Origin of the sequence: Brevibacterium litoralis (genome assembly GCF_040212315.1) — a bacterium.
Taxonomy (GTDB): Bacteria; Actinomycetota; Actinomycetes; order Actinomycetales; family Brevibacteriaceae; genus Brevibacterium; species Brevibacterium litoralis.
Genome location: NZ_JBDIUY010000045.1, coordinates 14825 through 39370, shown reverse-complemented (window position 1 = coordinate 39370; position 24546 = coordinate 14825). Strand labels below are relative to the sequence as shown.

The following is a 24546-nucleotide window of genomic DNA, read 5'->3' as shown; positions in this document are numbered from 1 at the left end:
GGACCGCGCTCCCGAGGCGCCCCGCCCCGGCGCCTCGCGCGCGGACCCGCCCCGGAACCACACCGCCCCGAAATCCTCGACGGCCCTCGATATGTCGTGACATACCGAGGGCCGCGGACGATATCGGGGCGGTTGCACACCCGGGACCCCCGGCCGGATGTAAATCCTGGATGAATCGGCACGGCGCGATTGACACGGGACCCTCGACATCGCCCCTTCCCTCCACCACCGGCACCCGGCCGACGGGTCGCGCGCATCGTCCGGGCGACCGGGCGGTCCTGTCGGACGCCGACATCACGACACTCGTCACCGAGCGTCCCATCGGCCACAGCCTGGCCGCTCCCTTCTACACGAGTCCGGAGATCTTCGAACTCGACATGGAGGAGATCTTCAGCAAGCACTGGCTGTTCGTCGCCACCGAGGCGGAGATCCCCGATCCCGGTGACTACGTGACCGTCGACGTCGGCCGCCACTCCGTCATCCTCGTCCGCGACGACGACGAGCAGGTCCGTGCCCACCGCAACGTGTGCCGACACCGGGGCGCCCGCCTGCTCGATAATCCCTGCGGGTCGGTGGGCAACATCGTGTGCCCCTACCACCAGTGGACCTACCGGCCCGAGGGCGATCTCGTCTACGCGGAGTCCCAGCCGGCCGACTTCGACCGGTCCGCCTTCGGACTGCGACCCGTGAACGTCCGATCGGTCGGCGGCCTGCTCTTCGTCTGCTTCTCCGACACCCCGCCGGACGACTTCGACGAGGTGGCCGCGATCCTGGAGCCCTACCTGGCGCCCTTCGACCTGCGGAGCACGGCCGTCGCGCACCGCACGGACCTGGAGGAGAAGGGCAACTGGAAGCTCGTCATGGAGAACAACCGCGAGTGCTACCACTGCGACGGCTCGCACCCGGAACTCGCGACGGCCTACTTCACCGTGTCCCGCTACTCCGAGGACCAGGTGCCGCCGCGCAACTGGGAGCAGTACGAGCGGTACCTCGCCGCGGCGAGCGACCTCGTGGCCCGCAAGGGCGACATCGACTTCCCGACCACCGACGTCTCCGAGCTCGACACCCGCCCCACCGGGTTCCAGGTGGCACACGTGCCGCTCGACGGTGCCGGTGCGAGCATCGCCGCGGACGGGAAGCAGGTGAGCCGCCGGTTGCTCGGGAAGGTCCCGACACCGACCTTCGGTGACCTGTCCATCCACGTCCAGCCGAACACCTGGGTCCACGTTCTCAGTGACCACGCGGTCGTCTTCTCCGTCCTGCCCGTCGCCGCCGACCGGTCGATCGTGCGCACCACCTGGCTCGTCCACCCCGAGGCGGTGGCCGGTGCGGACTACGACGTCGAGGCGCTCACCGAGGTCTGGCGGGCGACGAACGACGAGGACCGGGAACTCGTCGAGCTCACCCAGCGCGGCGTCGCCGATCCCGGCTACGTCCCCGGCCCCTACTCCCTCGTCGAGGCCGAGGTCGAGGCCTTCGTCAACTGGTACGTCCAGCGCCTGGGCCACGCCCTGTCCGCCCGGACGACGGCAGGCGGCACCACGCCTGCCCCCGTCGCGACCGGCGCCGCCCTGGCGGAAGGAGGAGCCGAGGCATGACGACCCTCCTCGTCGACCCGCAGGGTGTGCCCGATCCGCACACCCCGATCGACACCGCCTACCGGCAGAACTCACCGGTCCCCACCGTCGCCGACCCGACCGTGGGCCCACCCGTGTGGGACACCGAGGAGGCGGCGGACTTGCACGTGACCGCGATCGTCGACGTCACCCACGACGTCCGCACCTTCGTCCTCCAGCACCCCGCCGGGCGCCTCTTCCACTTCGAACCCGGCCAGTTCGTCACGCTCGAGGTGTGGCTCGAGGGCAGGATGGTCGAGCGCAGCTACACGATCGTCGACGTCACCCACGACGTCCGCACGCACTGCGTCTCACCGTCAAGAAGGTGCCGGGCGGACTGGCCTCGACCTGGCTGCACGAGCAGGTCGTCGCGGGCGACACCCTTCGGGTGAGGGCACCGCTCGGGGCCTTCACCCTGGGCGATCACCCCGCACCCTCCCACCTGCTGCTGTCCGCGGGCGTCGGCATCACCCCCACGCTCTCGATCGTGCGGACGCTCAGCGACCTCGCCATGGACGCCGACGTCACTGTCGTCCACAGCGCCCGCACGCCGTAGGACATCATCCACCGCACCGAGTTGGAGTCCTACGCCCGGGACCTTCCGTGGCTGCGCCTCGTCTTCCTGTGCGGCCGCGACCTGCCGACGGAACGCTGGACCGGGCCGCTCGGGCGCCTCTCCGTACCCGTCCTCCAGGCCCTCGTCCCCGACTACCACGACCGCGAGATCATGGTCTGCGGACCCGACGGCTACATGGCGACGGTCCGCTCGCTGCTCACGCAGCTCGACTACCCCCTCGCCCACCACCACGAGGAGCAGTTCTCCTTCGACCCGCCCCCGGTCGACCCCACCGCCGCTCCCGAGGCGCCCTCCACTCCCGGCTCCACCGCGGCCCCAGCCGCGACCGCCTCCACCACCGTCCCGGCGGACCCCCCGGTCACCACGGGCGGTTCCACCACCACGGGCGCCGTCGATCCCGGGTTCACCACCACCGAGGCGACGGGCGAGATCCCCTACACCCGGACCGTCGTGGGGCCCGCCGACGCCGACACGACCAATTGGCTCACCGAGGAGGAACCCACCGCCGACGTCGCGGCGGAGGAGGAGGCCACGTCCGCAGGAGAAGGGCAGGGCGCCTCGTCTGCGGGTGGGGAGGACGCCGGGACGGCGGTCGCCACGCACACGATCGAGTTCGCGAAGTCGGGGGTGAGCGTCGAGTGTCCGGCGGACCGCACGGTCCTCGACGCCGGGCGCGAGGCCGGCCTGCGCCTGCCCTCGGCCTGCGGGCAGGGCCTGTGCGGGACTTGCACGGTGTCCCTGCTCGCCGGGGAGGTCGACCTGCGGCACAACGGGGGGATCCGCCCCAAGGAGGTCGCCGCGGGGAAGACGCTCATGTGCTGCTCGAAACCGCTCGGCGATCTGCGTGTCGACGCCTGAGGTCGCCGCGGTCCGGCCGAGCCCGGGGCCCGGACCGGGCCTGCCCGATCCCGGCTTTCCCAGTAGGGTGGGGTCGACGAGTGGTCGGTGAGTACTGGAGGTCGAGAGCCGCATGGCCGAGGAGGTCGGGCAGCGGACCGCTGCGGGGATGCAGTCGGTCGACCGGGCCCTGCAGGCCCTGGAGCTGCTGGCGGCCCGTGGCGAGGGCGGCGTCGGCGAGGTCGCCGAGGCGCTCGGCGTCCACAAGTCGACCGCCTCCCGGATGCTCGCGACCCTCGAGGCGCACGAACTCGTCGAGACCACCGACGACCGCGGCCGGTACCGCCCGGGCTTCGGGCTCGTGCGGCTGGCGTCCTCGGCCTCGGGGCGCCTGGACATCGCCAAGCAGGCGCATTTCGTCACCGAACCACTCGCGCAGGACGTCGAGGAGACGGTGAACTTCGCGATCCTCAGCGAGTCCTGGGCGGTGAACGTCGACCAGGCGATCGGCCCGGCGACGGTCTCCGTGCAGAACTGGGTCGGGCGGCTCACCCCGCTCCACGCCACCTCGAACGGCAAGGTGATCCTCTCCCGACTGGCATCCTCGCGGCGCGACGCGGTGCTCGCGGAGGCCGGCCTCGAGAAGTGGACGACGCGCACGATCACCGACCGCGCGGAGCTGGAGGCCCAGTTGGAACAGGTGCGCCGGCAGGGTCATGCGATCGCACTCGGGGAGATCGACGAGGAGATCAACGCCGTCGCGGTCGGCGTCGACGACCTGGCCGGGAACTTCGTCGGCGCGCTGAGCATCAGCGGGCCCGCGTTCCGGTTCGACGAGGCGGCGATCTCCGCGTGCCTGCCGCGTCTGCGCGAGGCAGGCTCGGAACTGGGCCGCCGCGTGGCGCACCTGTCCTGAGTTCCACGCCGCCCGAACCCCGGCACCCCACCGCTGAGTTCCACGCCGCCCGAACCCCGGCACCCCACCGCTGAGCCCGACGCCGAACACCCATTGACCCCCGTAACGGGGATCTGTAACCTCCCTCACAACTGACTGATATATCAGTCGTCCATCACGGCACATCCCCCGCAGAACCCCCGATTCCCTCCCTCCCCCGCAGAACCCCCGATTCCCTCCCTCCACCGAAGGAGTCCCGACATGTCCTCCTCGACGACCCTCACCCCGGCCCTCGGCCCGGACTCGACCGCAGGCTCCACCGGCGGGCCCACCTGCTCCTCGGCGGTCCTCACGGTCTCCTGTCCCCAGCGGCCGGGCATCACCCAGGCCGTCACGCGGTTCCTCTACGACCGCGGACACGACGTCCGCGAGCACCAACAGTTCGACGACCGCACGGGCGACTGGTTCTTCCTGCGTACCGCCTTCACCGCCGCGCCGGGATCCGGGACCCCGGGCATCGACACCGCGGCACTCACCCGGGACTTCGCGCCGATCGCCGCGGAGTTCGACATGGACGCCCGCTTCCACGACGACCGGCCACCCCGTCTGCTCGTCATGGTCTCCCGGTACGGTCACTGCCTCAACGACCTGCTGTTCCGGTGGCGCGGGGGCACGCTCGGCGGGGAGATCGCCCTCGTCGTGTCCAACCACGAAGACCTCCGCCCCATGGTCGAGGCGGCCGGTCTGCCCTACGTCCACGTCCCCGTCACGCCTGCGACCAAGCCGGAGGCGGAGGAACGCCTGCTCGCCCTCGTCGCGGAGCACGACATCGATCTCGTCGTCCTCGCCCGGTACATGCAGATCCTCTCGGACGACCTGTGCCGGCGCCTGGAGGGCCGGGCGATCAACATCCACCACTCGTTCCTCCCCGGCTTCAAGGGCGCCAAGCCCTACCACCAGGCCTTCGAGCGTGGAGTCAAGCTCGTCGGCGCGACCGCCCACTACGTGACGCCCGACCTCGACGAGGGCCCGATCATCGAGCAGGAGGTCAACCGCGTCGACCACACCCACACCCCGGACTCGCTCGCACTCCTGGGCCGCGACGCCGAGTGCCTGGCCCTGGCCCGCGCGGTCCGCTGGCACTGCGAACACCGGGTCCTCCTCAACGGGTCGAGCACCGTCGTCTTCCGCTGAGTCCCACTCCCCACACCTGACACCCGCACCCCACCGCCGCCCGAACCCCGGCACCCCACCTCACAATTCGCAGGAGCACCTCATGGCGCACACACCCCGCATCGTCATCATCGGCGCCGGGATCGTCGGAACGAACCTCGCGGACGAACTGGTGCAACGCGGTTGCACGGACGTCACCGTCGTCGAGCAGGGCCCGATCTCCCTGCCCGGAGGTTCGAGCTCGCACGCCCCGGGCCTCGTCTTCCAGACGAACCCCGACCGGACCATGACCCACTTCGCCCGGTACACGGTCGAGAAGCTCCTGGAGATCGACGCCTTCGACCAGGTGGGCGGACTGGAGGTCGCGACCACGCCGGAGCGGTTGGACGACCTACACCGGAAGGCCGGGCTCGCCGCGTCCTGGGGAGTGCCCGACGTCCGGGTGCTCCGACCTGCGGAGTGCGTGGATCTCTACCCGCACCTCGACGTCGAGCGGGTGCTCGGCGGACTGCACATCCCCTCGGACGGACTCGCGTTCTCGACGAAGGCCGTCGACACGCTCGTCACCCGCACCCGTGACGCCGGGGTCCGGTACCTGGACCGCACGCCGGTCACGGGGATCGCCTCCGAGGACGGCCGGGTCACCGGCGTCGAGACCCCCGACGGCGTGGTCCCGGCGGACATCGTGGTCTCGTGCGCCGGGTTCTGGGGCGTCGAGATCGGTGCAATGGCCGGGATGCGGGTGCCGTTGCTGCCGCTGGCGCACCAGTTCGCGTGGACGACACCCGTCCCGCACCTCGCAGGTGTGCACTCCCACCCGCGCGGGGCGACCCTGCCGATCCTCCGTCACCAGGACGAGGACCTGTACTTCCGTGAGTGGGGAGACGTCTACGGGATCGGTTCCTACCGGCACCGGCCCATGCCCGTGCGCGCCGCGGACCTGGGCCCCACGCCCGCGGAGGTGACCCCGGAGTCCATGCCGTCGAGCCTCGACTTCACGCCGGAGGACTTCGCGGGACCCTGGGAGCGGTCGCAGGAGATGCTGCCCTTCCTCCGGGGCGTCGAGGTCGAACACGGCATCAACGGCATCATGTCCTTCACGCCGGACGGCGGTCCGCTCGTCGGCGAGTCCCGGACCCTCACCGGGTTCTGGGTCGCCGAGGCGGTCTGGGTCACCCACTCCGCCGGCGTCGCCCGGGCGGTCGCCCAGGTGCTCACCGAGGGGAGGTCCGACCTCGACCTGGGGCATTGCGACATCGACCGGTTCGACGACTTCCAGCTCGCGCCCGACTACGTCGAGTCGACGTCCTCCCGGCAGTTCGTCGAGGTCTACGACGTGATCCACCCGCACCAGCAGCGTGACGAACCCCGCGACGTGCGGGTGAGCCCCTTCCACGACCGGCAACAGGAGCTCGGCGCGGTGTTCCTGGAGCACGGCGGATGGGAACGGGCGCACTGGTACGAGGCGAACGCCGCGCTCCTGGAGAAACTGCCGGAGGAGTGGCAGGAGCCCGAGCGCGATGCGTGGACCGCGATGTACCACTCCCCCGTCGTCGCGGTCGAGGCGTGGCGGACCCGCACCGCCGTCGCCCTGTACGACATGACACAGTTGCGCCGGCTGGAGGTCTCCGGTCCGGGTGCGCTGCCGCTGCTCCAGCGGCTCACCACCGGCAACGTCGGCCGGAAACCGGGCGCGGTCACCTACACGCTCATGCTCGACGAGGCCGGTGGGATCAGGAGCGACGTGACGGTCGCCCGGCTGGGACCGGAGCGGTTCCAGGTCGGCGCGAACGGGAACATCGACACCGTGTACCTGGAGCGCGAGGCCGCCGCCCTGCGCACCGAGGACCCCACCTCCGTCGCCACCGTCCGGGACATCACGGGCGGTACGTGCTGCATCGGCCTGTGGGGGCCGGACGCCCGGCGGGTGCTCGAACGCGTCACCGCCGACGACTTCTCCCACGAGGGACTCGGCTACTTCCGGGCGCGCGAGGCGTACGTGGGCGGGGTCCCCGTCACCGCCATGCGCCTGTCCTACGTCGGTGAACTCGGCTGGGAGATCTACACGTCCGCGGAGTACGGCCGGAAGCTCTGGGACGTGCTGTGGGAGGCGGGCCGGTCCTACGGGATCATCGCCGCCGGCCGCGGGGCCTTCAACGCGCTGCGCCTGGAGAAGGGCTACCGCGCATGGGGCTCGGACATGACGACCGAACACGACCCGGAACAGGCGGGGGTCGGTTTCGCGGTGAAGGCGACGAAGGAGGGGTTCGTCGGGCACGCCGCACTGGCCGAGAAGGCGGCGCACGGGCAGGGGCCCGCGACGATCCTCCGGTGCCTCACCGTCGACGACGGCCGGACCGTGCTCATGGGCAAGGAGCCGGTGTTCGTGGACGGCGCCCCCGCCGGATACGTGACGAGTGCGGCCTTCGGGTACACCGTCGGTCGCCCCGTCGCCTACGCCCACCTGCCCGCCCACGTGGGCCCCGGCGATTCCGTCGAAGTCGAGTACACGGGCTGCCGCGTGCGGGCGACCGTCGTGGCCGAGCCTCTCGTCGACCCCCAGATGAAGCGGATTCGCCGCTGAGATCCCCTCCCCGCTCCCGAGGCGCCTGCGCACGTGGCATGCCATGTGCCCAGGCGCCTCGGGAGCGGGGATCGGAGGGGCGGGGAACCGCGGGGTGCGGGTCAGTGGCAGCAGGCGCAGGTGTCGCCGCAGCCGTCGGCGCAGTCGGCGGCCTCGCGTTCACCGGTGAGGACGGAGACCGGGGTGGCGCAGCAGGCGTCACCGCGCCAGGCTTCGAGGCCCTCGCGGACGGCGAAGACCGCGATGACGAGGGCCGCGAGCGCATCCGCCCAGGCCCAGCCGAACAGGCTGTTGAGCAGGAGTCCCACGAGGAGCGCGGCGGAGAGATACGTGCAGATGAGGGTCTGTTTGGAGTCCGCGACCGCCGATGCCGAGCCGAGCTCCCGGCCCGTCCGCCGCTCGAACCAACTGAGGAACGGCATGACGACCAGGCTGAGTGCGGCGATCGCGATCCCCACCGGGGAGTGCTCCGGCTCGCGCAGGCCGCCGAGCGAGAGCAGTGCGTCGACGGCCACGTAGGCGGCGAGCGCGAAGAACGACACCGCGATGACGCGCAAGGCCGGCTTCTCGCGTTTCTGCGGGTCGGGCGCGGAGAACTGCCAGGCGACGGCCGCGGCGGAGAGCACCTCGACGACGGAGTCGAGCCCGAACCCGATGAGCGCCGCGGACGAGGCGACCGCTCCGGCGGCGAGCGCGACGATCGCCTCGAGCACGTTCCACGTGATCGTGATGGCGACGATGATCCGGATCCGTCGCCGCAGGACACCCACCCGGGCGTCGTCGAGCACAGCAGTCATCCCTCCACGGTACGCCGCGTGGCCATCGGGACGGCACTCCACGAGCCCGCTCAGGGGGACTGGTACTCGTCGGTGTTCATAGGTGTTCGAGGTACTGCGGCCGCGCCTTCATCGCGTGGATGAGAAGGATGTGGCCGTCGTCGAAGACCAGTGCGACGAGCTCGAGGACTCGACCGGACCGATCGACTCCCAGCATCAACCAGCGGAGAGGATCGTCCTCATCGTCGAGAGGCCATCTGCGGAGGACATGGTCGGCGGCGTCGAGGACCGCATCATCGGACAACCGGTCACGGCGATAGTGCTTACGTGCAGCGCGATGAAGAGAGATCCCCTCGACGCTCCCGGCGCTCTCGTCAGGCGACATGGGCCCAGGCACGGACCGCGGCGCGGATGGCCTCGGAACGATTCGGCAGCCCTTCCTCTTCCGCCCGCGCCGTCAGCGCCTCCAGAGTCGCAGCATCGAGTCGGACCGGCACCACCGTTCCGGGGCCTTCACCCACGGTCGGGCGGCCCCGGCGAGCTTTCGGCAGCTCGGTCGGATCGTATCCGGCCTCGGCTTCGTCGGCCCAGGCCTGGATCTGCTCGTCGGTCACGGCTTTTCCACGCACGGCACGCCCAGTCATGGAAATACCGTATACGAAAAACCTGAGAGGTGGCAGAACACCGCGAATACAGGAGAGAACAGATCCGACGCAACGGGAAGCCCGCGGTATCAGATGCCGCGAAAACTGCGCTTCCGCCGCCCGCGGCGTCACAGGACGCGGCGGATCTCCTGAGCGAAGCCCTCGACGTGGGCGGTCGCGAGAGCGCGGGCCCGGGCCGCATCGCCCTCTACGGCGGCGTCGAGCAATTCCATGTGTTCGCGCACGTGCGCCCCGAGATCCGGCAGCCGGTCGATGACCAGGCACCAGATACGGGTCGCGAGGTTGTCGTAGCGGACGAGCACGTCCTCCAGGTGCGGGTTCCCGGCGGCACGGTAGATCGCCTGGTGGACGGCGATGTCCTGGCGCATGAGGTCCGCCGGCCGGCGGTCGGAGCGCGCCTGGGTGGCGAGCGCCTCGACGAGATCGCGGAGCTCCGCCCGGGCGTCCGGGGTGGCGCGCAGTGCCGCCTGCTCCGCGGCGAAGGGGACCAGCTGCTGCCGGATCTCGGAGATCGACCCGAGCTGCGTGACGTCGATGTGCGTGGCGAAGGTGCCCCGCCGCGGGAAGGACTGCACGAGGTGGTCGAGTTCCAGGCGCTTGAGGGCCTCGCGGACGGGGGTGCGGCCCATGTCGAGGTCGGCGGCCGCCCGGACGTCGTTGATCGGTTCACCCGGTTCGATCTCCAGCATCACGAGACGCTCGCGCAGACGCACGTAGGCGTACTCCGCCAAGGACATCCCCTCGGGCACGCCGGTCTCGCTGTGCGCACCGGTCTCGTCCCGTGCGGCGGCGCGCACGCCGTGCTCGGCAGTGGGTTCACTCAGCACGTCGACTCCTCCTGGTCAGCGGGCGGAAATCGGGGCAGAAGAAGGCATTGACACCGCCCTCACGGCCCCAGCATACTCTGTCCCATCATTGATATATCAGTGGTACATCACACCGCGCTTCGCCACTCCCTCCACCCACGCTCCGCCACACCCTCCACCCACCCAAGAAGGAGCCGCTCCATGGCGACCTCCCACCCCGAGCACCTGCCCGAACACCCCGACTTCCTGTGGCGGAACCCCGAGCCCGAACGCTCCTACGAGGTCGTCATCGTCGGCGGTGGAGGCCACGGACTCGCGACCGCCTACTACCTGGCCAAGAATCACGGCATCACGGACGTCGCCGTCGTCGAGAAGGGCTGGCTGGCCGGCGGCAACATGGCCCGGAACACCGCCATCATCCGCTCCAACTACCTGTGGGACGAGTCCGCGGCGATCTACGAACACTCCCTCAAGCTCTGGGAGGGCCTGCCGGACGCACTCGACTACGACTTCCTGTTCAGCCAGCGCGGCGTCCTCAACCTCGCCCACACCGAGCAGGACGTCCGCGAGTCCGTCCGTCGGTCCGAGGCCAACCGCCTGAACGGGGTCGACGCCGAATGGCTCACCCCCGACCAGGTGAAGGAGGTCTGCCCGATCCTCAATACGAGTGAGGACATCCGCTACCCGGTCCTCGGGGCGACCTACCAGCCGCGCGCCGGCATCGCCAAGCACGACCACGTGGCCTGGGCCTTCGCCCGGATGGCCGACGCCATGGGCGTCGATCTCATCCAGGACTGCGCCGTCACCGACATCCTCACCGACGCAGGCCGCATCATCGGCCTGCGGACGAGCCGCGGGGACATCGCCGCGGGCCGGGTGGCCCTGTGCGGTGCCGGACACTCCAGCGTGCTCGCCGGGATGGCCGGGGTCGACCTGCCCATCCAGTCCCACCCGCTCCAGGCGCTCGTCTCCGAGCTCCACGAACCGGTCCACCCCACCGTCGTCATGTCGAACCACGTCCACGCCTACGTCTCCCAGGCCCACAAGGGAGAACTGGTCATGGGTGCCGGCGTCGACTCCTACAACGGTTACGGCCGCCGAGGCGCCTTCCACGTCATCGAGGAACAGATGGCCGCCGCCGTCGAACTGTTCCCCGTCTTCGCCCGCGCCCACCTGCTGCGCACCTGGGGCGGGATCGTCGACGTCACCCCCGACGCCTCCCCGGTCGTCGGCACGACGCCGGTCGACGGCCTCTACGTCAACTGCGGCTGGGGCACCGGCGGCTTCAAGGGGACCCCGGCCGCCGGGTGGACCCTCGCCCACACCGTCGCCCACGACGAACCCCACCCGCTCAACGCCCCCTTCAGCCTGGAGCGCTTCTTCACCGGCGCCCTCGTCGACGAACACGGCGCCGCCGCCGTCGCCCACTGACCCACCCGCACCCCCGGCACCCCATCGCTGACCCGACCACCGCCCGCACCCCGGCACCCCACCGCTGAAAGCAGAGGCCCCCATGCTCTCCATCCCCTGCCCCCACTGCGGGCCCCGCGACGAGACCGAGTTCCACTACGGCGGGCAGGCCGACGTCGCCTACCCGGAGGACCCCTACGCGCTCGACGACGAGCAGTGGGGCCGGTTCCTCTTCCACCGCGCCAATCCGGCCGGCCTGTTCGCCGAACGGTGGGCCCACGTGGCCGGCTGCCGCAAATGGTTCACCGTCCACCGCGACACCGTGACCTACCGCTTCGTCCCCGAGGGAGGCACCCCCGCATGAGCAACCACCGTCTGCCCACCGGCGGCCGGATCGACCGCACCCGCACCCTGCACTTCACGGTCGACGGCACCCCCTACACCGGCCACCCCGGGGACACACTCGCCTCGGCGCTGCTCGCCCACGGGGTCCGCACCGTCGCACCCTCCCTCTACCGCGGACGCCCCCGCGGGTTCCTGGCCGCCGGGATCGAGGAGCCGAACGCCCTCGTCCGCGTCCGCCGCCCCGGTGACGGCATCGCCGAGTCGATGCTCCCGGCCACGACGGTCGAACTCGTCGACGGCCTGGCCGCCGAGTTCCTCTCCGGCCGCGGCCGCCTCGACCCGGAGACCGACCCCGCCCTCTACGACAAGGCCCACGACCACCCCGAGGTGCTCGTCGTCGGCGCCGGACCCACCGGTCTCGCCGCTGCCCGCGACCTCACCCGCGCGGGCGTCCGGGTCGTCCTCGTCGACGACGGACCCGAGCTCGGCGGCTCACTGCTCTCCACCCCGGGCGCGTCCGTCGACGGCATGCCCGCCGCGGAGTGGATCACCGCCGTCCGCGCCGAACTCGACGCCGCCCCGGACACCACCGTTTTCACCCGCACCAACGCCTTCGGCCTCTACGACTCCGGATACGTCACGGCCCTGGAGAGCCGCCTCGACCACCTCGACGGTCCCACGCGGGACGGCCTGCCCGGAGTCTCGCGCCAGCGTCTGTGGCACTTCCGGGCCCGCCACGTCGTGCTCGCGACCGGCGCCCACGAACGCCCCCTCGTCTTCACCGACAACGACCGTCCCGGCATCGTGCTCGCCTCCGCCCTCGGCGCCTACCTGGCCCGATACGGTGTCGCGGTGGGCCGGGAGGTCGTCCTCGCGACGACGAACGACTCCGTCTACCCCCTCGTCCCCGCCCTCCGCGCGGCGGGCCTCACCGTCGCCGCCGTCGTCGACTCCCGCCCCGTGCCCACGGCGGCGAGCACCACCGCCTCGGAGGCCGGCGTGACCGTCCTCCACGGCCATGCCGTCATCGCCGCGCACACCACTGATCACCTCCCACCACCCACCCCGACGGCCGAGGCGCCCTCCCCTCTCGACACCACCGGTCCCTCCACCGGCCTGCTCTCCGGGGTGACCGTCACCGAGCTCGACGCTGCCGGGCGCCGGACGGGTGAGACGAGGGTGATCTCCTGCGACACCCTCGGGGTGTCCGGTGGGTGGAGTCCCGTCGTCCACCTCCACGGCCAGGCCCAAGGGCGTCTGCGGTGGGACCGCGATCTCGCGGCCTTCGTGCCGGACGGACAGGTGGACGAGCGCACGGTCGTCGGTGCCGCTCGCGGACTGCGGGAGACCGCCGACTGTGTGACCGACGGTGCCTGGGCCGCCGCCCGCGCTCGCACGGCGGTCCGGCCCTCGGACGAACCCACTGCGGCACCCACGGCCCCCGGGGACGGGGGAAAGGGAGAGCAGGGCACCTCGGGAGCGGAGGACGTCGGGGCACCCGTCGACGCCGCGCCGGAGAGCGCCGACCGCCCCCTGTGGGTGGTGCCGGGACCGGACGGGGACGTCACGGACATGGCGGACGCCGACCGGCAGTTCGTCGACCTGCAACGCGACCAGACCGTCGCCGAGGTGCTCCGGGCCACCGGGGCGGGCATGCGCAGCGTCGAGCACGTGAAGCGCTACACCTCGATCAGCACGGCGAACGACCAGGGGAAGACCTCGGCGGTCAACGCGATCGGCGTGATCGCGGCGGCGCTCGGCGCGGTCGCGGACGGCGCGGTCGCGGACGGCGCGGGCGGCGATGGCGCGGAGGGCACCTCGGGAGCGGGGAGCGGCACCCCGCCGGAACCCGGGGACGTCGGGACGACGACCTTCCGCGCGCCCTACGCGCCGGTGCCCTTCGTGGCGCTGGCCGGCCGGGAACGCGGCGACCTGTTCGACCCGATCCGCGTGACCGCCGTCCACCCCTGGCACGAGGAGCACGGCGCGGTGTACGAACTCGTCGGCCAGTGGCTGCGGCCGCGGTACTACCCCCGCGACGGCGAGTCGATGGACGCCGCCGTGCTCCGCGAGTGTCGGGCGGTGCGCACCGGCGTGGGCATGCAGGACGCGACGACGCTCGGGAAGATCGAGGTCCAGGGGCCGGGCGCCGGCGAGTTCCTCAACCGGGTGTACACGAACGGGTTCGCCAAGCTCGCGCCCGGCAAGGCCCGCTACGGTCTCATGTGCACGCCCGACGGGATGCTGTTCGACGACGGCGTGACCCTGCGGATCGACACCGACCGGTACTTCATGACGACGACCACAGGCAACGCCGCCCAGGTGCTCGAATGGTTGGAGGAGTGGCACCAGACCGAGTGGTCGGACCTGGAGGTCACGTTCACCTCGGCGACGGAGCAGTGGGTGACCGTCGCGGTCGCCGGCCCCCGGTCACGCGACGTGATCGCCCGGGTCGCCCCCGACCTCGACGTCTCCCGGGAGGCCTTCGAGTTCATGGAGTTCCGCGAGACGGTGCTCGCCTCCGGGATTCCCGCGCGGATCTGCCGGATCTCCTTCTCCGGTGAGCTCGCCTTCGAGATCAACGTCCCCACCTGGTACGGCGCCTCCGTCTGGGAGGACGTGTACGCCGCCGGCGCCGGGTTCGACATCACCCCCTACGGCACCGAGGCGATGCACGTGCTCCGCGCCGAGAAGGGATTCCCGATCATCGGTCAGGACACCGACGGCACCGTCACCCCGCAGGACGCCGGGATGGGGTGGGCGGTCTCGAAGTTCAAGGACTTCGTGGGCAAGCGTTCCTACTCGCGCCCGGACACCGCCCGGGAGGACCGCAAGCACCTGGTCTCCGTCCTGCCCACCGACCCCACGCGGGTCCTCCCGGAGGGCACCCAGCTCGTGGCCGCCGGGACCCCGGTCGACCCGGTGCCCGACGCCGCGGCGCCCGTCCCCATGGTCGGCCACGTGACCTCCAGCTACATGAGCGCTGTGCTCGAGCGGTCCTTCGGCCTCGCGCTCGTGGAGAACGGCCGGAACCTCGTGGGCACCACGCTCCACGCCCCCGTCGGCGGCGACCTCCTCGAGGTCACGATCGGCGAGACCTGCCTCTACGACCCGGAAGGAGCCCGCCGTGACGGCTGAGGTCCTGCACCCCGAGACCACACCCGGTGCTGCCACCGGGACCAGCGAGGGGGACACCCCTGTGTCGACCCCCTCCCGCCCGGTACCCCTGGACCGGAGGACGAGTCCGGCGGGATCGTTGCACGCAGACCTCGCCGCGGCGAGCGTCGGTGACGAGGAGACCTGGGCCACGACCGGGCGTGGTGTGCGCCTGCGCGAGGTCCCCTTCCTCACGCAGGTCGGCATCCGCGCCGTGCCGGGTACCGCGACACGGGCACAGGTGGAGGCGCTCCTCGGCGCCCCGCTGCCCACGCGGGCCGGAGCGACGGCGGCGGTGCCGGGCACCGGCGGGCTGCTCGCGCTGTGGCTCTCGCCGGACGAGTACCTGCTCGTCGGCACCACCGGCGGGCCGGAGGAACCGACCGGGACCGAGGTGGTCGGGCAGGTGTGTCGGACGGTGGCGGGGACCACGGAGCCTGGGGAGGGTGGCGGGATCGCGACTGCGGCTGTGCTCGACCTGTCGGCCAACCGCACGACCTTCGAGGTCGCCGGGCCCAGCGCCCGGGACCTGTTGCGCACGGGCGTCCCGCTCGACGTGCACCCGGAGGTGTTCGCGGTCGGGTCGGCGTACGTGACGACGCTCGGGAAGGTGTCGGTGGTCCTCCACCGGACGGGTGCGGACACCTACCGGGTGATGCCGCGGAGCTCGTTCGCCGTCCACGTGGGTCGGTGGCTCATCGGCGCGGCCGCGGAGTTCGCGGTCCCGGCCCCACCGAGCTGAACCACGGAGTTCCAGTGTCGGATGTTTGGCGTATCCGGACCTCGAAAACGCCAATCATCCGACACTGGAACCCGGGGAATCTCTCACATCGCCGACCAGCCGCCGTCCATCGTGTAGGAGGCGCCGGTCACGAGTCCGGCGCTGTCCTCGGTGAGCCACCCGGCGAGCGCGGCGACCTCCTCCGGTTCCGCCAGTCGCTTGACCGCGCTCTTGGCGAGGAAGACCTGGTCGAGCACCTCCTCCTCGGTGATGCCGTGGACCTTCGCCTGGTCCGCCACCTGCTTCTCCACCAAGGGGGTGCGCACGTAGCCGGGATCGATGCACACGCTCGTCACCCCGTGCACGCCGCCTTCGAGGGCCGTGACCTTCGAGAGCCCCTCGATCGCGTGCTTGGCCGTGACGTAGGCGGACTTGAAGGCACTCGCCCGGATCCCGTGGACGCTCGAGACGTTGAGCACCCGTCCCCAGTTGCGCGCGTACATGCCCGGTAGTGCCGCGCGGATGAGGAGGAAGGGCGTCTCCACCATGATCCGCTGGATGAGCCGGAAGGCCTCGGGGTCGAACTCGTGGATGGGGGCCACCCGCTGCAGGCCGGCGTTGTTCACGAGGATGTCGGCGTGGAAGGCGGCAGGCCCTTCCGCATCCGCGCGCTCCGCGAGCTCCCGTTCGAGGGCGTGCGTGTCGGAGAGGTCGACGACCCAGGGCTCACCGCCGATCTCCTCGGCCACACGGCCCGCGCCCTCAGCGTCGATGTCCGTGACGATCACGTGTGCGCCACGGGCGGCCATCTCGCGAGCGACGGCCCGTCCGATGCCGCTCGCGGCACCCGTCACCAGGGCCCGCTTGCCCGTGAGGTTCTGATTCCGGCGCTCTTCCATGGGAACTCCTCGCTGTCGGTGGACCTCGTCGTCCGCCCCCATTCTGTGCCAGGTGCCCGCCGTGGCGGGAGGGGCTGTCCATCCCCCGGCACGGAACAGGCCCCGCTCCCGAGGCGCCCTTCCCTCATCCTTCCCCTTTCCACTTCCCTCTCAACTCTCCTCGCACCGGTGCCGCCGGACCCCTAGGGTGTGGGTATGACCACAGTCGTCCTGTTCCACTCCGCACTCGGCGCGACCGAGGGATTCCACGCGATGGCCCGCATCGTCGAGGACGCGGGGCACACCGTCCACACCCCCGACTACTACGACGGGCACGTCTTCACCGAGACCCGTGACGGCATCGCGTACCGCGACGAGGTGGGGTTCGGGAACCTCGCCGAGCACGCGGCCGGCCTCATCGCCGACCTGGAGGGACCGCTCGTCTTCGGCGGGTTCTCGCTCGGTGCGGCGATGGCGCAGTCGATGGGCAAGCGCGACCCACGGGCCGCCGGAGCCTTCCTGTTCCACGCCGGTGGTGTCCCGAAGGACACCACGTGGCCCGCCGGCGTGCCCCTGCAGATCCACCACATGGTCGACGACCCGTGGATCGACGAGGGTGCCCCCGAACGGTTGATCCGCTGTGCGGCGCGGGCCGGGAACACCGCGGAGCACTTCGTCTACCCGGGCTCCGGGCACCTGTTCGCCGACCCGACGGGCCAGGACTTCGACGAGAAGCTGGCGAACGCCATGTGGTTCCGGGTGCTCACCGCGCTCGGGTGAGGTCGGGGCGAACCAGGACCCGGCCACCGGAGAAATCTCTGAGCGGGCCGCGAAACCGCGGCTAGTAGGATGTCGGCGGTACCAACACGCCCGCAGACATCGAACGGACCTCTCTTTGAACGGCTTCCACGACGCCCCCGCCACCGACGTCCCGACCGGGACGGAGGGCTTCACCGCCCCCGAACTCACACGGTCGGAAACGCAGCGGCTCATGGGCGACGGGCGCACGGACACCCCCACCACCACGGAGGTCCCGGGCAACACCACCTTCCGGCACGCCAACGTGTCGCTCCTGTCGATCGCCGAGGTCGAGGCGCCCGTCGCGGTCACCTCCGACTCCTTCGACGACCGCCTCCAGGGAACGCTCGACCGGTTGAGCCTGCCGCGCAACCTGCTCCAGCGGGTGGCCGGCGTCCACGCCCGCCGCAACTGGAACGATCCCGGGGACTTCGTCTCCGGTGCCGCCGAGGCGGGCCGCCGCGCCCTCGACCAGGCCGGTGTCGCCCCCGAGCGGGTGGGCCTCATGATCAACACCTCCGTGACGCGGGAGTCACTGGAGCCCTCGGTCGCCGTCACCATCCACCACGAGATGGGTCTGGCCCCGCAGGCCATGAACTTCGACATCACGAACGCCTGCCTGGGCTTCGTGAACGGGATGACGGTCGCCGCGACGATGATCGACGGCGGGCACATCGACTACGCCGTCGTCGTCGCAGGTGAGGACGCCAGCCGCGTGCAGGACGCGACGATCGAGCGCCTCAACCGCCCCGACATCACCCGGGAGGAGTACCTCGAGGAGTTCGCCTCCCTCACGCTCGGGTCCGGAGCCGTGGCCGCGGTGCTCGGCCGGACCGACCGGCACCCCGAGGGCCACCGCGTGCTCGGGGGCGTGACCCGTGGGGCCACGTGGAACCACGGCCTGTGCGTGGGCGACCACCACGGCATGTTCACGGACACCAAGGGCCTGCTGGAGAACGGCATGGAGCTCGTCACCGCCGCCTGGGCCGAGGCCCACGAGGACGACTGGGACTGGCAGCACATGGACCGCTACGTCATGCACCAGGTGTCGAACATCCACACGAACTCGATCCAGAAGGCTGCCGACCTGGCGCCCGAGGCGATCGCCAAGACCTACCCCGTCCTCGGCAACGTGGGCCCGGCCTCCCTGCCGATCACGCTCGCCCGCGAGACCGACCTCGAGCGCGGTGATCGGATCCTGTGCATGGGTGTGGGCTCGGGCCTCAACACCGCGATGACGGAGATCGTCTGGTGAGGTGGCCGGCCTCCCCCGCGTCCCTGCCCGGCCCGCTCCCCGAGTGGGATTCCACCTGGTCCAGGCTCGTCACCGCGCCCACCGTCGACGGTGACCGCACCTTCCACGTGCTCGACACCCTGCCCGCCCTGCGGGAGGCCGGGATCGAACCGGCCGGCACGATCCTCGCCCTCCACGGCAACCCCACCTGGTCGTACCTGTGGCGCCACCTCGCCGCCGCGACGCTGACGCAGGCCCGGGCAGGCTTCCGCGCCTGGCGCCTGATCGCTCCCGACCAGCTGGAGATGGGCTTCTCCGAACGTCTGGACCACGCCGGGCTGCCGACCACCCACGGTCCCGGCCACCGCCGGATCCCCGAACGCCTGGCCGACTTCGACGCCGTCGTCACCACCCTGCTCGCCGAGGCGCCCGCGGGCGTGAACCACCCGCTCGTCACGATCGGCCACGACTGGGGTGGTGTCCTCTCCCTCACCTGGGCCGCGCGGCACCTCGACGTCGTCGACGCCGTCATGACGCTCAACACGGCCGTGCACCACCCGGAGGGCGAGCCGATCCCCGCACCTCTCCAGGCGGCTCTGGCCGGGCCGATGCTGCCGACCTCGACGGTGCGCACCGACTGGTTCCTGGGCGTGACGCTCGGGCTCGGGCAGGGGCCGCTGTCACCGCAGGTCAAGGACGCCTTCCGGGCGCCCTACCGGACGGCGGAACGACGCGTGGGAATCGGTCAGTTCGTCGCGGACATCCCGGCACAGGAGACCCACCCGTCCTACGACGAGTTGCAGCGCCTGGGCGAGGACATCTCCGGCATCGACGTCCCGGCCCTCATGATCTGGGGTCCCAAGGACCCGGTCTTCGTCGAGCGGTACCAGCGTGACCTGCGGGAACGCCTGCCGCAGGCGGACGTCCACCGCTTCGAGACGGCAAGCCACCTCGTCTCCGAGGACGCCGACGTCGCCGGGACCGTCCTCACCTGGCTCGGCGGGCACTTCCCGGACGTCGACGGAGCGGACGCCCGGGCCGAGGCCGTGACCGGGACCGGTACTGCGCACTCCGCAGGCACCTCGGCGGCGGAATTCCGTCCCGCCTTCGCGGATCTCGACGCGCGGCGTGACCGCACCCTCGCCTCGGTCGACATGACGCAGGACCCGCCACAGGCGGTGACCCGCGCGCAGCTCGGCGCGGTCGTCGACGCGATGGCCCGCGGGCTCGTGGACCGCGGCCTGCGCCCGGGCGACCGGGTCTCCCTGCTCGTCCCACCCGGCAACGACCTCACAGCCGCCCTCTACGCCGTGCTCAAGGCCGGGGGCGTGGCCGTCGTCGCCGATGCCGGGCTCGGACCGGCCGGGATGACGCGGGCGGTCAAGGCCGCCGACCCGCAGTGGATCATCGGGCAGCCGCCGGGCCTCACGCTCGCCCGCGGGGCCGGGTGGCCGGGTCGACGGCTCTCCGTCACGCCGCTGGGCCCCCTGCGCCGGAAGGCGCTGGGCACCGAGACCTCCCTCACCGAACTCGTCCGCGCCGAGGACCGCACCGCACACGTGGCCCTGCCTGCGATCGGGCCGGACGACGACGCCGCCGTGCTGTTCACCTCGGGCTCCACCGGACCGGCCAAGGGCGTGCGGTACACGCACGGACGTCTGGCGGCGCTCGCGGACCTGCTGCGCGAGCGGTTCGACATCCGCCCGGGCGACGGTCTGGTCGCCGGCTTCCCTCCCTTCGCGCTCCTGGGTCCGGCGATCGGCGCGACCTCGGTGACGCCGGACATGTCCGTGACGAAACCCCGGACCCTCACCGCCGCCGCGCTCGCGGATGCCGTCGCCGCCGGCGACTGCACGATGGTGTTCGCCTCCCCGGCGGCCTACCGGAACGTCGTCGCGACGGCCGGGGACCTCACCGCGGAGCAGCGCGCCGCCTGCGCCCGCGTCGAGCTCGTGCTCTCCGCCGGTGCCCCGGTCCCCCTCGAACTCATGGACGCCGTGGTCGGTGGTGGTGTCGCCGAGGCGCCTGCCGGCTCCGTGCCACCCGTCTTCCCGAACGCGGAGTTCCACTCCCCCTACGGGATGACCGAGGGGCTGCTCCTCACCGACATCGACCGGGAGGGCGTGGCCGCCGCCCGCGCTGCGAGCGAGACCGCGGGATCCCGCGACCACGGCGTGTGCGTCGGTGCGCCGCTGCCGCAGGTCCGCCTGGCACTCGCCCCGCTCGGTCCCGACGGAACACCCTCCGAGGACCTCCTCGAAGGGCCGGGGGCCCGCGGGATCCTGGGCGAGTTCGTCGTCTCCGCCGCGCACGTCAAGGCCGGCTACGACCGGCTGTGGGCCACCGACTCCGCCTCGAAGCGGGACACCGTCGACGGACTGGTCTGGCACCGGACGAACGACATCGGGCACCTCGACGCCGAGGGGCGCGTCTGGTTGGAGGGGCGCACACAGCACGTGGTCGTCCCGCCCTCGGGTCCCGTGGGCCCCGGCGGCGTCGAGGCGGTCGTCGACCGTCTGCCGCAGGTCTACCGCTCGGCGCTCGTGGGCGTCGGGCCGGTGGGCACGCAGGCGCTCGTCGTCGTGCTCGAGCCGGAGGACGGCACCGGCCTGAAGGTCGGCCCGGCACCGCTCGTCCTCGTCGACGAGGTGCGGGCCGCGGTCGCGGAGTCCTTCCCGGACCTCGACGTCGCCGCCGTGCTCGTCGCCGGTGACTTCCCCACGGACATCCGCCACAACTCGAAGATCGACCGGCCGCGTCTGGCGCGTTGGGCCGACCGGGTGCTCGCGGGCGGGTCCCTCGGCCGGCCCTGAGAACCAGTCCCGACGCGTCATGTGGTGTGGCCGCGCTATTTGCTCGAATAGCGCGGCCACACCGCACAGCGCGTCGGCACCGAAAGGAGACGACGCATGAAGATCCTCGTGACGGGCGCCTCGGGCCTGCTCGGGTCCTCCCTCGTGGAGCACCTGCTCGGAGACGGCCACCGGGTGACGACCCTCCAGCGGCGGCCCAGCGGGGTCGCGGGTGCCCACGACGTGCAGGGATCGGTCACCGACCCGACCACTGTCGAGACGGCGATGGCCGGGCAGGACGCCGTCGTGCACCTGGCGGCGAAGGTGTCGATGGCCGGGGACCCCGCGGACTTCGTGCAGGTGAACGTCGAGGGCACCCGCACCGTCGTCGAGGCCGCGCAGGCGGCCGGTGTCACCCGCTTCGTCCACGTGAGTTCGCCCTCGGTGGCGCACACGGGCGCCTCGATCGTGGGCGAGGGCGCCGGGCCCGCGGACCCGGACCACGCTCGCGGGGACTACGCACGGACCAAGGCCGCCGGCGAGCGGATCGCCCTGGCCGCCGACTCGTGGCGGTTCCCCGTCCTCGTGCTGCGCCCGCATCTCATGTGGGGTCCCGGCGACACCCAGCTCACCGAGCGGATCATCGACCGCACGCGGTCGGGGCGGATGCCGGTGCTCGGGTCCGGTGCCGCGCTCGTCGACACCCTCTACGTCACGAACGCCGTCGAGGCGCTCGTCGCCGCACTCGACGCCGTGTGCCAGGTGCACGGGGAGTCGCTCGTCGTGACGAACGGGCAGCCCCGTCCGATCGGGGAACTGGTCGAGCGGATGGCCCGGGCCGGAGGTGCCGGGGCGCCCAGGCTCCGGGTGCCCGTCCCCGCCGCGCTGGCCGCGGGAGCGGCCGTCGAGAAGGTGTGGGCGCTCGGGGAACACGAGGACGAACCGCCGCTCACGCACTTCCTCGCCGAGCAGCTGAGCACCGCCCACTGGTTCGACCAGCGCCGGACGCAGGAGGTGCTCGGCTGGACCCCGCGGGTGTCGATCGCGCAGGGGATGCAGGAGCTCGCCGCGCACTACGGCGGGACGGTCTGAGCGCGCCGGTGTCGCCCGGACCTGGTCAGTCGACCGGGTGGTACTCGTACTCGTAGCCCTCGGTGTCGACCGTGTGCGGGACCATCACTTCGATCGGGACGGCCGGATAGCCGACGTATCTGGTCTCGACACGATGCTGCTCGAGCGAGACCTGCCCGTCCCCGGTGAAGATCGACACGAGGTTTTCGTAGGCCGTCGATCCACGCCGGAAGGGCGCGGAATGGGAATCGAAGGGCGCCTCGTCAGCCATGACTCCCTGTGACGGATCCGCGGCATCGTTCCAGCCGGTCTCCACCTGGACGACGTCGTCCTGGAGGTCTGGGTCCGCGCCATGGACGTCGAAGGGCTGGACCCAGTTGATGAAGTCATCCGGAACACTCAGGTTGTAGAGGTCGAGGTCAGGCGCGTTCGTGTAGTCCTCCGAGCCGTCGACCCCGGGGCCCATACCCGCGGAGTTCACGAACACCGCGCGGTCGATGTCCAGGCCGTTCGCCAGGGCGTTCCCGAGGACCGATCCGCCGTAGGAATGCCCCGAGGCCGTCGTCCCGACCCCGTCCGGTAGATGGAGTCCGGAGACGAAGTCGGTGAGTCGTGGGCCGAGGTCCTTCGCGTACCCGGTCGTCGCGGCATCGACATCCTGCGGCATCGGTCCGCCCATCCACGCGATCATCGGGGTGGAACCGACGGGGGCCGCGTCGGTGTGCACGTTCCGCGCCCTGTCGGAGGTCCCGTCGATCGAGGTCATGCTCGCCCCCGTGCCCGGGACCATGACGCCCACGTCCACGCCCTCACCCGTGAAGCTCGGTCCGGGGAGTTCCCCGAACACCTCGGCGAACCGTGAGTTCTCGGGATCGAACAGGATGACCTGGTGGCCGTTCGAGTCGAGGGGTTCCCCGTCGAGTCCGGTCATCCCAGGGTTCTCGTGAAGAAGCTTCTCGTAGAACTCGACGAGTGGCGTGATCTCCTCCACCTCGTCACGCCACCGACCCCTCGCCTCGTAGTAAGCCGCTTGGTTCCCCGGACCGGGATAGTCGCTCCCCACGGGCTCGGGGTTCTCCAGGTCCTGGAGATCGTCGAGTTCCTCGACGATGTTGAGACGGTTCCCGGTGTACCGGTGTTCGGCCGGAATACCGTCGACGTTCGCGAGGTCCGGGTACAGGAGGACGTACCGGCGCATCGCATCGCCGACCGCCGGGAAGGCGCCGGCCGGCGGGTCGTCACCCTGGAGCTCACGGATCCACGCCGGATGTCCCTCCAGGAGCAGCTGCAGATCGGTGGTGGTCAGGTCGGAGGTCGCGGTGCGGATCTCGGTGGCACTCGGATCCTCGCCCAGGTCGTCGATGACGTCACCGATCGCCTCGACGTCGGGCACCTCGGCGTCGGCGAAGGCGAGCTCCGGGCTCACGTCGATCCCGAAGGCGGATTCCAGACGTTCGCAGGCGGCGAGGTATTCGAGCCGGCGACCGATCGAACTCGCATGCTCCGGCGCATCGAGCGACACCCTCTGCAGGTGGTCGAGGACCGGCGCCTCGTCCGCGTCCCCGATCCCGGCCGCCGCGAGTTCCTCCAGGACCCCGCTGAGCGTCCGGTGCAGGTCGGCCGTCGGCTGCTCCAGGTCGCGGAGTCGACGGGCGAGATCCGCGGCCCGTTCCTCGTCGACGTACACCCCGCTCATTCGCCCGCCTCGCTCTCGATCTCGGTGGCACGCGCGGTCGCGGCGAGCGCGAGGGCCAGGAGCGGATACACGTCGAGGTCCAGGGTCCGGGACCAGTGCCGGACGTCCTCGTCCACCCGCTCGGGGAAGGTGCCCTTCCAGGTCTCCTCGCCGGTGTACTCCACCGCGGGGTCCGTCACCGTCGCGATCTCCCCGGACACTTCGACGAGCTGCCGGGCGAGTTCACGCAGGCGTTCGGGTGACGGCTCGGCCACGGTGCTCCTCTCACGGGTCACGGTCCCGGGTGGGGACGCGTTCGCGCTGGGGACAATGCGCGCGGGCAGGGCCCACGCGGGCGCGAACTCGCCCACCGTACCGACATCACCCCTGGTGGGAGACGAAACCGAGGTGTCGGATCGGTGACATCACCGCGAACCCTCACCGGCGCACGAGCGCGGGCCACGCACCGAGAACTGCGTAATTCTTGTACTACAGGGTGTGCAAATCTTGCACCGGACCATGCGTCATTCCTGCACC

22 protein-coding genes are annotated in these 24546 nt (G+C 71.4%); 15 read left to right on the top strand and 7 right to left on the bottom strand.

The annotated features are described in order from the left end of the window. Positions 1–170: 170 nt before the first annotated feature. The 7 genes from AAD496_RS14485 (at position 171) to AAD496_RS14455 (ending at position 7682) form a co-directional block, all read left to right on the top strand. Entirely contained in the window at positions 171–1598 is a 1428-nt protein-coding gene (locus AAD496_RS14485; protein ID WP_349829566.1) for an aromatic ring-hydroxylating oxygenase subunit alpha, read from the top strand. After that, on the top strand, positions 1595–2008 hold the full coding sequence (locus AAD496_RS14480) for an FAD-binding oxidoreductase (protein ID WP_349829565.1): 414 nt from the start codon (positions 1595–1597) through the stop codon (positions 2006–2008). The genes AAD496_RS14485 and AAD496_RS14480 overlap by 4 nt, the downstream gene beginning before the upstream one ends. Then, entirely contained in the window at positions 2005–2172 is a 168-nt protein-coding gene (locus tag AAD496_RS14475) for a ferredoxin reductase domain-containing protein (protein ID WP_349829563.1), read from the top strand. The genes AAD496_RS14480 and AAD496_RS14475 overlap by 4 nt, the downstream gene beginning before the upstream one ends. Before the next feature lie 21 nt (positions 2173–2193). Then, on the top strand, positions 2194–3051 hold the full coding sequence (locus AAD496_RS14470) for a flavin reductase family protein (RefSeq protein WP_349829561.1): 858 nt from the start codon (positions 2194–2196) through the stop codon (positions 3049–3051). 112 nt (positions 3052–3163) lie between these two features. Then, entirely contained in the window at positions 3164–3946 is a 783-nt protein-coding gene (locus tag AAD496_RS14465; RefSeq protein ID WP_349829560.1) for an IclR family transcriptional regulator, read from the top strand. A gap of 240 nt (positions 3947–4186) precedes the next feature. Then, the gene (gene purU, locus AAD496_RS14460; RefSeq protein WP_349829559.1) at positions 4187–5119 is read left to right on the top strand and encodes a formyltetrahydrofolate deformylase; all 933 of its coding nucleotides are present in this window, start codon (positions 4187–4189) and stop codon (positions 5117–5119) included. Between the two features lie 82 nt (positions 5120–5201). Further along, positions 5202–7682 (top strand): GcvT family protein, encoded by a 2481-nt coding sequence (locus AAD496_RS14455; protein WP_349829558.1) that lies wholly within the window; start codon positions 5202–5204, stop codon positions 7680–7682. A gap of 101 nt (positions 7683–7783) precedes the next feature. On the opposite strand, the gene AAD496_RS14450 is transcribed toward AAD496_RS14455, so the two are convergent. The 4 genes from AAD496_RS14450 to AAD496_RS14435 all read right to left on the bottom strand — a co-directional run bounded on the left by AAD496_RS14450 (position 7784) and on the right by AAD496_RS14435 (position 9860). Continuing rightward, complete coding sequence (locus AAD496_RS14450) at positions 7784–8479, bottom strand: cation efflux transmembrane domain-containing protein (RefSeq protein WP_349829557.1); 696 nt, start codon at positions 8477–8479, stop codon at positions 7784–7786. 76 nt (positions 8480–8555) lie between these two features. Further along, positions 8556–8843, bottom strand: coding sequence for a toxin (locus AAD496_RS14445; RefSeq protein ID WP_349829555.1), 288 nt, complete (start codon positions 8841–8843; stop codon positions 8556–8558). Beyond that, positions 8833–9102: a ribbon-helix-helix protein, CopG family gene (locus AAD496_RS14440; RefSeq protein ID WP_349829554.1), complete on the bottom strand. Its 270-nt coding sequence runs from the start codon at positions 9100–9102 to the stop codon at positions 8833–8835. The genes AAD496_RS14445 and AAD496_RS14440 overlap by 11 nt, the downstream gene beginning before the upstream one ends. A gap of 128 nt (positions 9103–9230) precedes the next feature. After that, positions 9231–9860, bottom strand: coding sequence for a GntR family transcriptional regulator (locus tag AAD496_RS14435; RefSeq protein WP_349829568.1), 630 nt, complete (start codon positions 9858–9860; stop codon positions 9231–9233). Positions 9861–10130: 270 nt separating this feature from the next. Between AAD496_RS14435 and AAD496_RS14430 the strand changes: the two genes are divergently transcribed. From AAD496_RS14430 to AAD496_RS14415, 4 genes are all read left to right on the top strand, one after another. Beyond that, the gene (locus AAD496_RS14430; protein ID WP_349829553.1) at positions 10131–11360 is read left to right on the top strand and encodes a sarcosine oxidase subunit beta family protein; all 1230 of its coding nucleotides are present in this window, start codon (positions 10131–10133) and stop codon (positions 11358–11360) included. Between the two features lie 82 nt (positions 11361–11442). Continuing rightward, complete coding sequence (locus AAD496_RS14425) at positions 11443–11703, top strand: sarcosine oxidase subunit delta (RefSeq protein ID WP_349829552.1); 261 nt, start codon at positions 11443–11445, stop codon at positions 11701–11703. Beyond that, the gene (locus AAD496_RS14420; RefSeq protein WP_349829551.1) at positions 11700–14822 is read left to right on the top strand and encodes a 2Fe-2S iron-sulfur cluster-binding protein; all 3123 of its coding nucleotides are present in this window, start codon (positions 11700–11702) and stop codon (positions 14820–14822) included. The genes AAD496_RS14425 and AAD496_RS14420 overlap by 4 nt, the downstream gene beginning before the upstream one ends. Then, on the top strand, positions 14812–15582 hold the full coding sequence (locus AAD496_RS14415) for a sarcosine oxidase subunit gamma (RefSeq protein ID WP_349829550.1): 771 nt from the start codon (positions 14812–14814) through the stop codon (positions 15580–15582). The genes AAD496_RS14420 and AAD496_RS14415 overlap by 11 nt, the downstream gene beginning before the upstream one ends. 83 nt (positions 15583–15665) lie before the next feature. On the opposite strand, the gene AAD496_RS14410 is transcribed toward AAD496_RS14415, so the two are convergent. Continuing rightward, positions 15666–16460, bottom strand: a complete 795-nt coding sequence (locus AAD496_RS14410) for a 3-hydroxybutyrate dehydrogenase (RefSeq protein ID WP_349829549.1) — start codon at positions 16458–16460, stop codon at positions 15666–15668. Positions 16461–16655: 195 nt separating this feature from the next. On the opposite strand from AAD496_RS14410, the gene AAD496_RS14405 reads away from it, so the two are divergent. From AAD496_RS14405 to AAD496_RS14390, 4 genes are all read left to right on the top strand, one after another. Continuing rightward, positions 16656–17219, top strand: a complete 564-nt coding sequence (locus tag AAD496_RS14405) for a dienelactone hydrolase family protein (protein WP_349829548.1) — start codon at positions 16656–16658, stop codon at positions 17217–17219. 211 nt (positions 17220–17430) lie between these two features. Further along, positions 17431–18492 (top strand): 3-oxoacyl-ACP synthase III, encoded by a 1062-nt coding sequence (locus AAD496_RS14400; protein WP_349829567.1) that lies wholly within the window; start codon positions 17431–17433, stop codon positions 18490–18492. After that, entirely contained in the window at positions 18489–21284 is a 2796-nt protein-coding gene (locus AAD496_RS14395) for an alpha/beta fold hydrolase (protein ID WP_349829547.1), read from the top strand. Before AAD496_RS14400 ends, AAD496_RS14395 begins: the two co-directional genes overlap by 4 nt. A gap of 96 nt (positions 21285–21380) precedes the next feature. After that, the gene (locus tag AAD496_RS14390; RefSeq protein WP_349829546.1) at positions 21381–22355 is read left to right on the top strand and encodes an NAD-dependent epimerase/dehydratase family protein; all 975 of its coding nucleotides are present in this window, start codon (positions 21381–21383) and stop codon (positions 22353–22355) included. A gap of 25 nt (positions 22356–22380) precedes the next feature. Here AAD496_RS14390 and AAD496_RS14385 read toward each other — a convergent pair whose 3' ends face one another. Continuing rightward, on the bottom strand, positions 22381–24030 hold the full coding sequence (locus tag AAD496_RS14385) for an alpha/beta hydrolase (protein WP_349829545.1): 1650 nt from the start codon (positions 24028–24030) through the stop codon (positions 22381–22383). Further along, complete coding sequence (locus AAD496_RS14380; protein ID WP_349829544.1) at positions 24027–24284, bottom strand: hypothetical protein; 258 nt, start codon at positions 24282–24284, stop codon at positions 24027–24029. The genes AAD496_RS14385 and AAD496_RS14380 overlap by 4 nt, the downstream gene beginning before the upstream one ends. Positions 24285–24546: the final 262 nt, after the last annotated feature.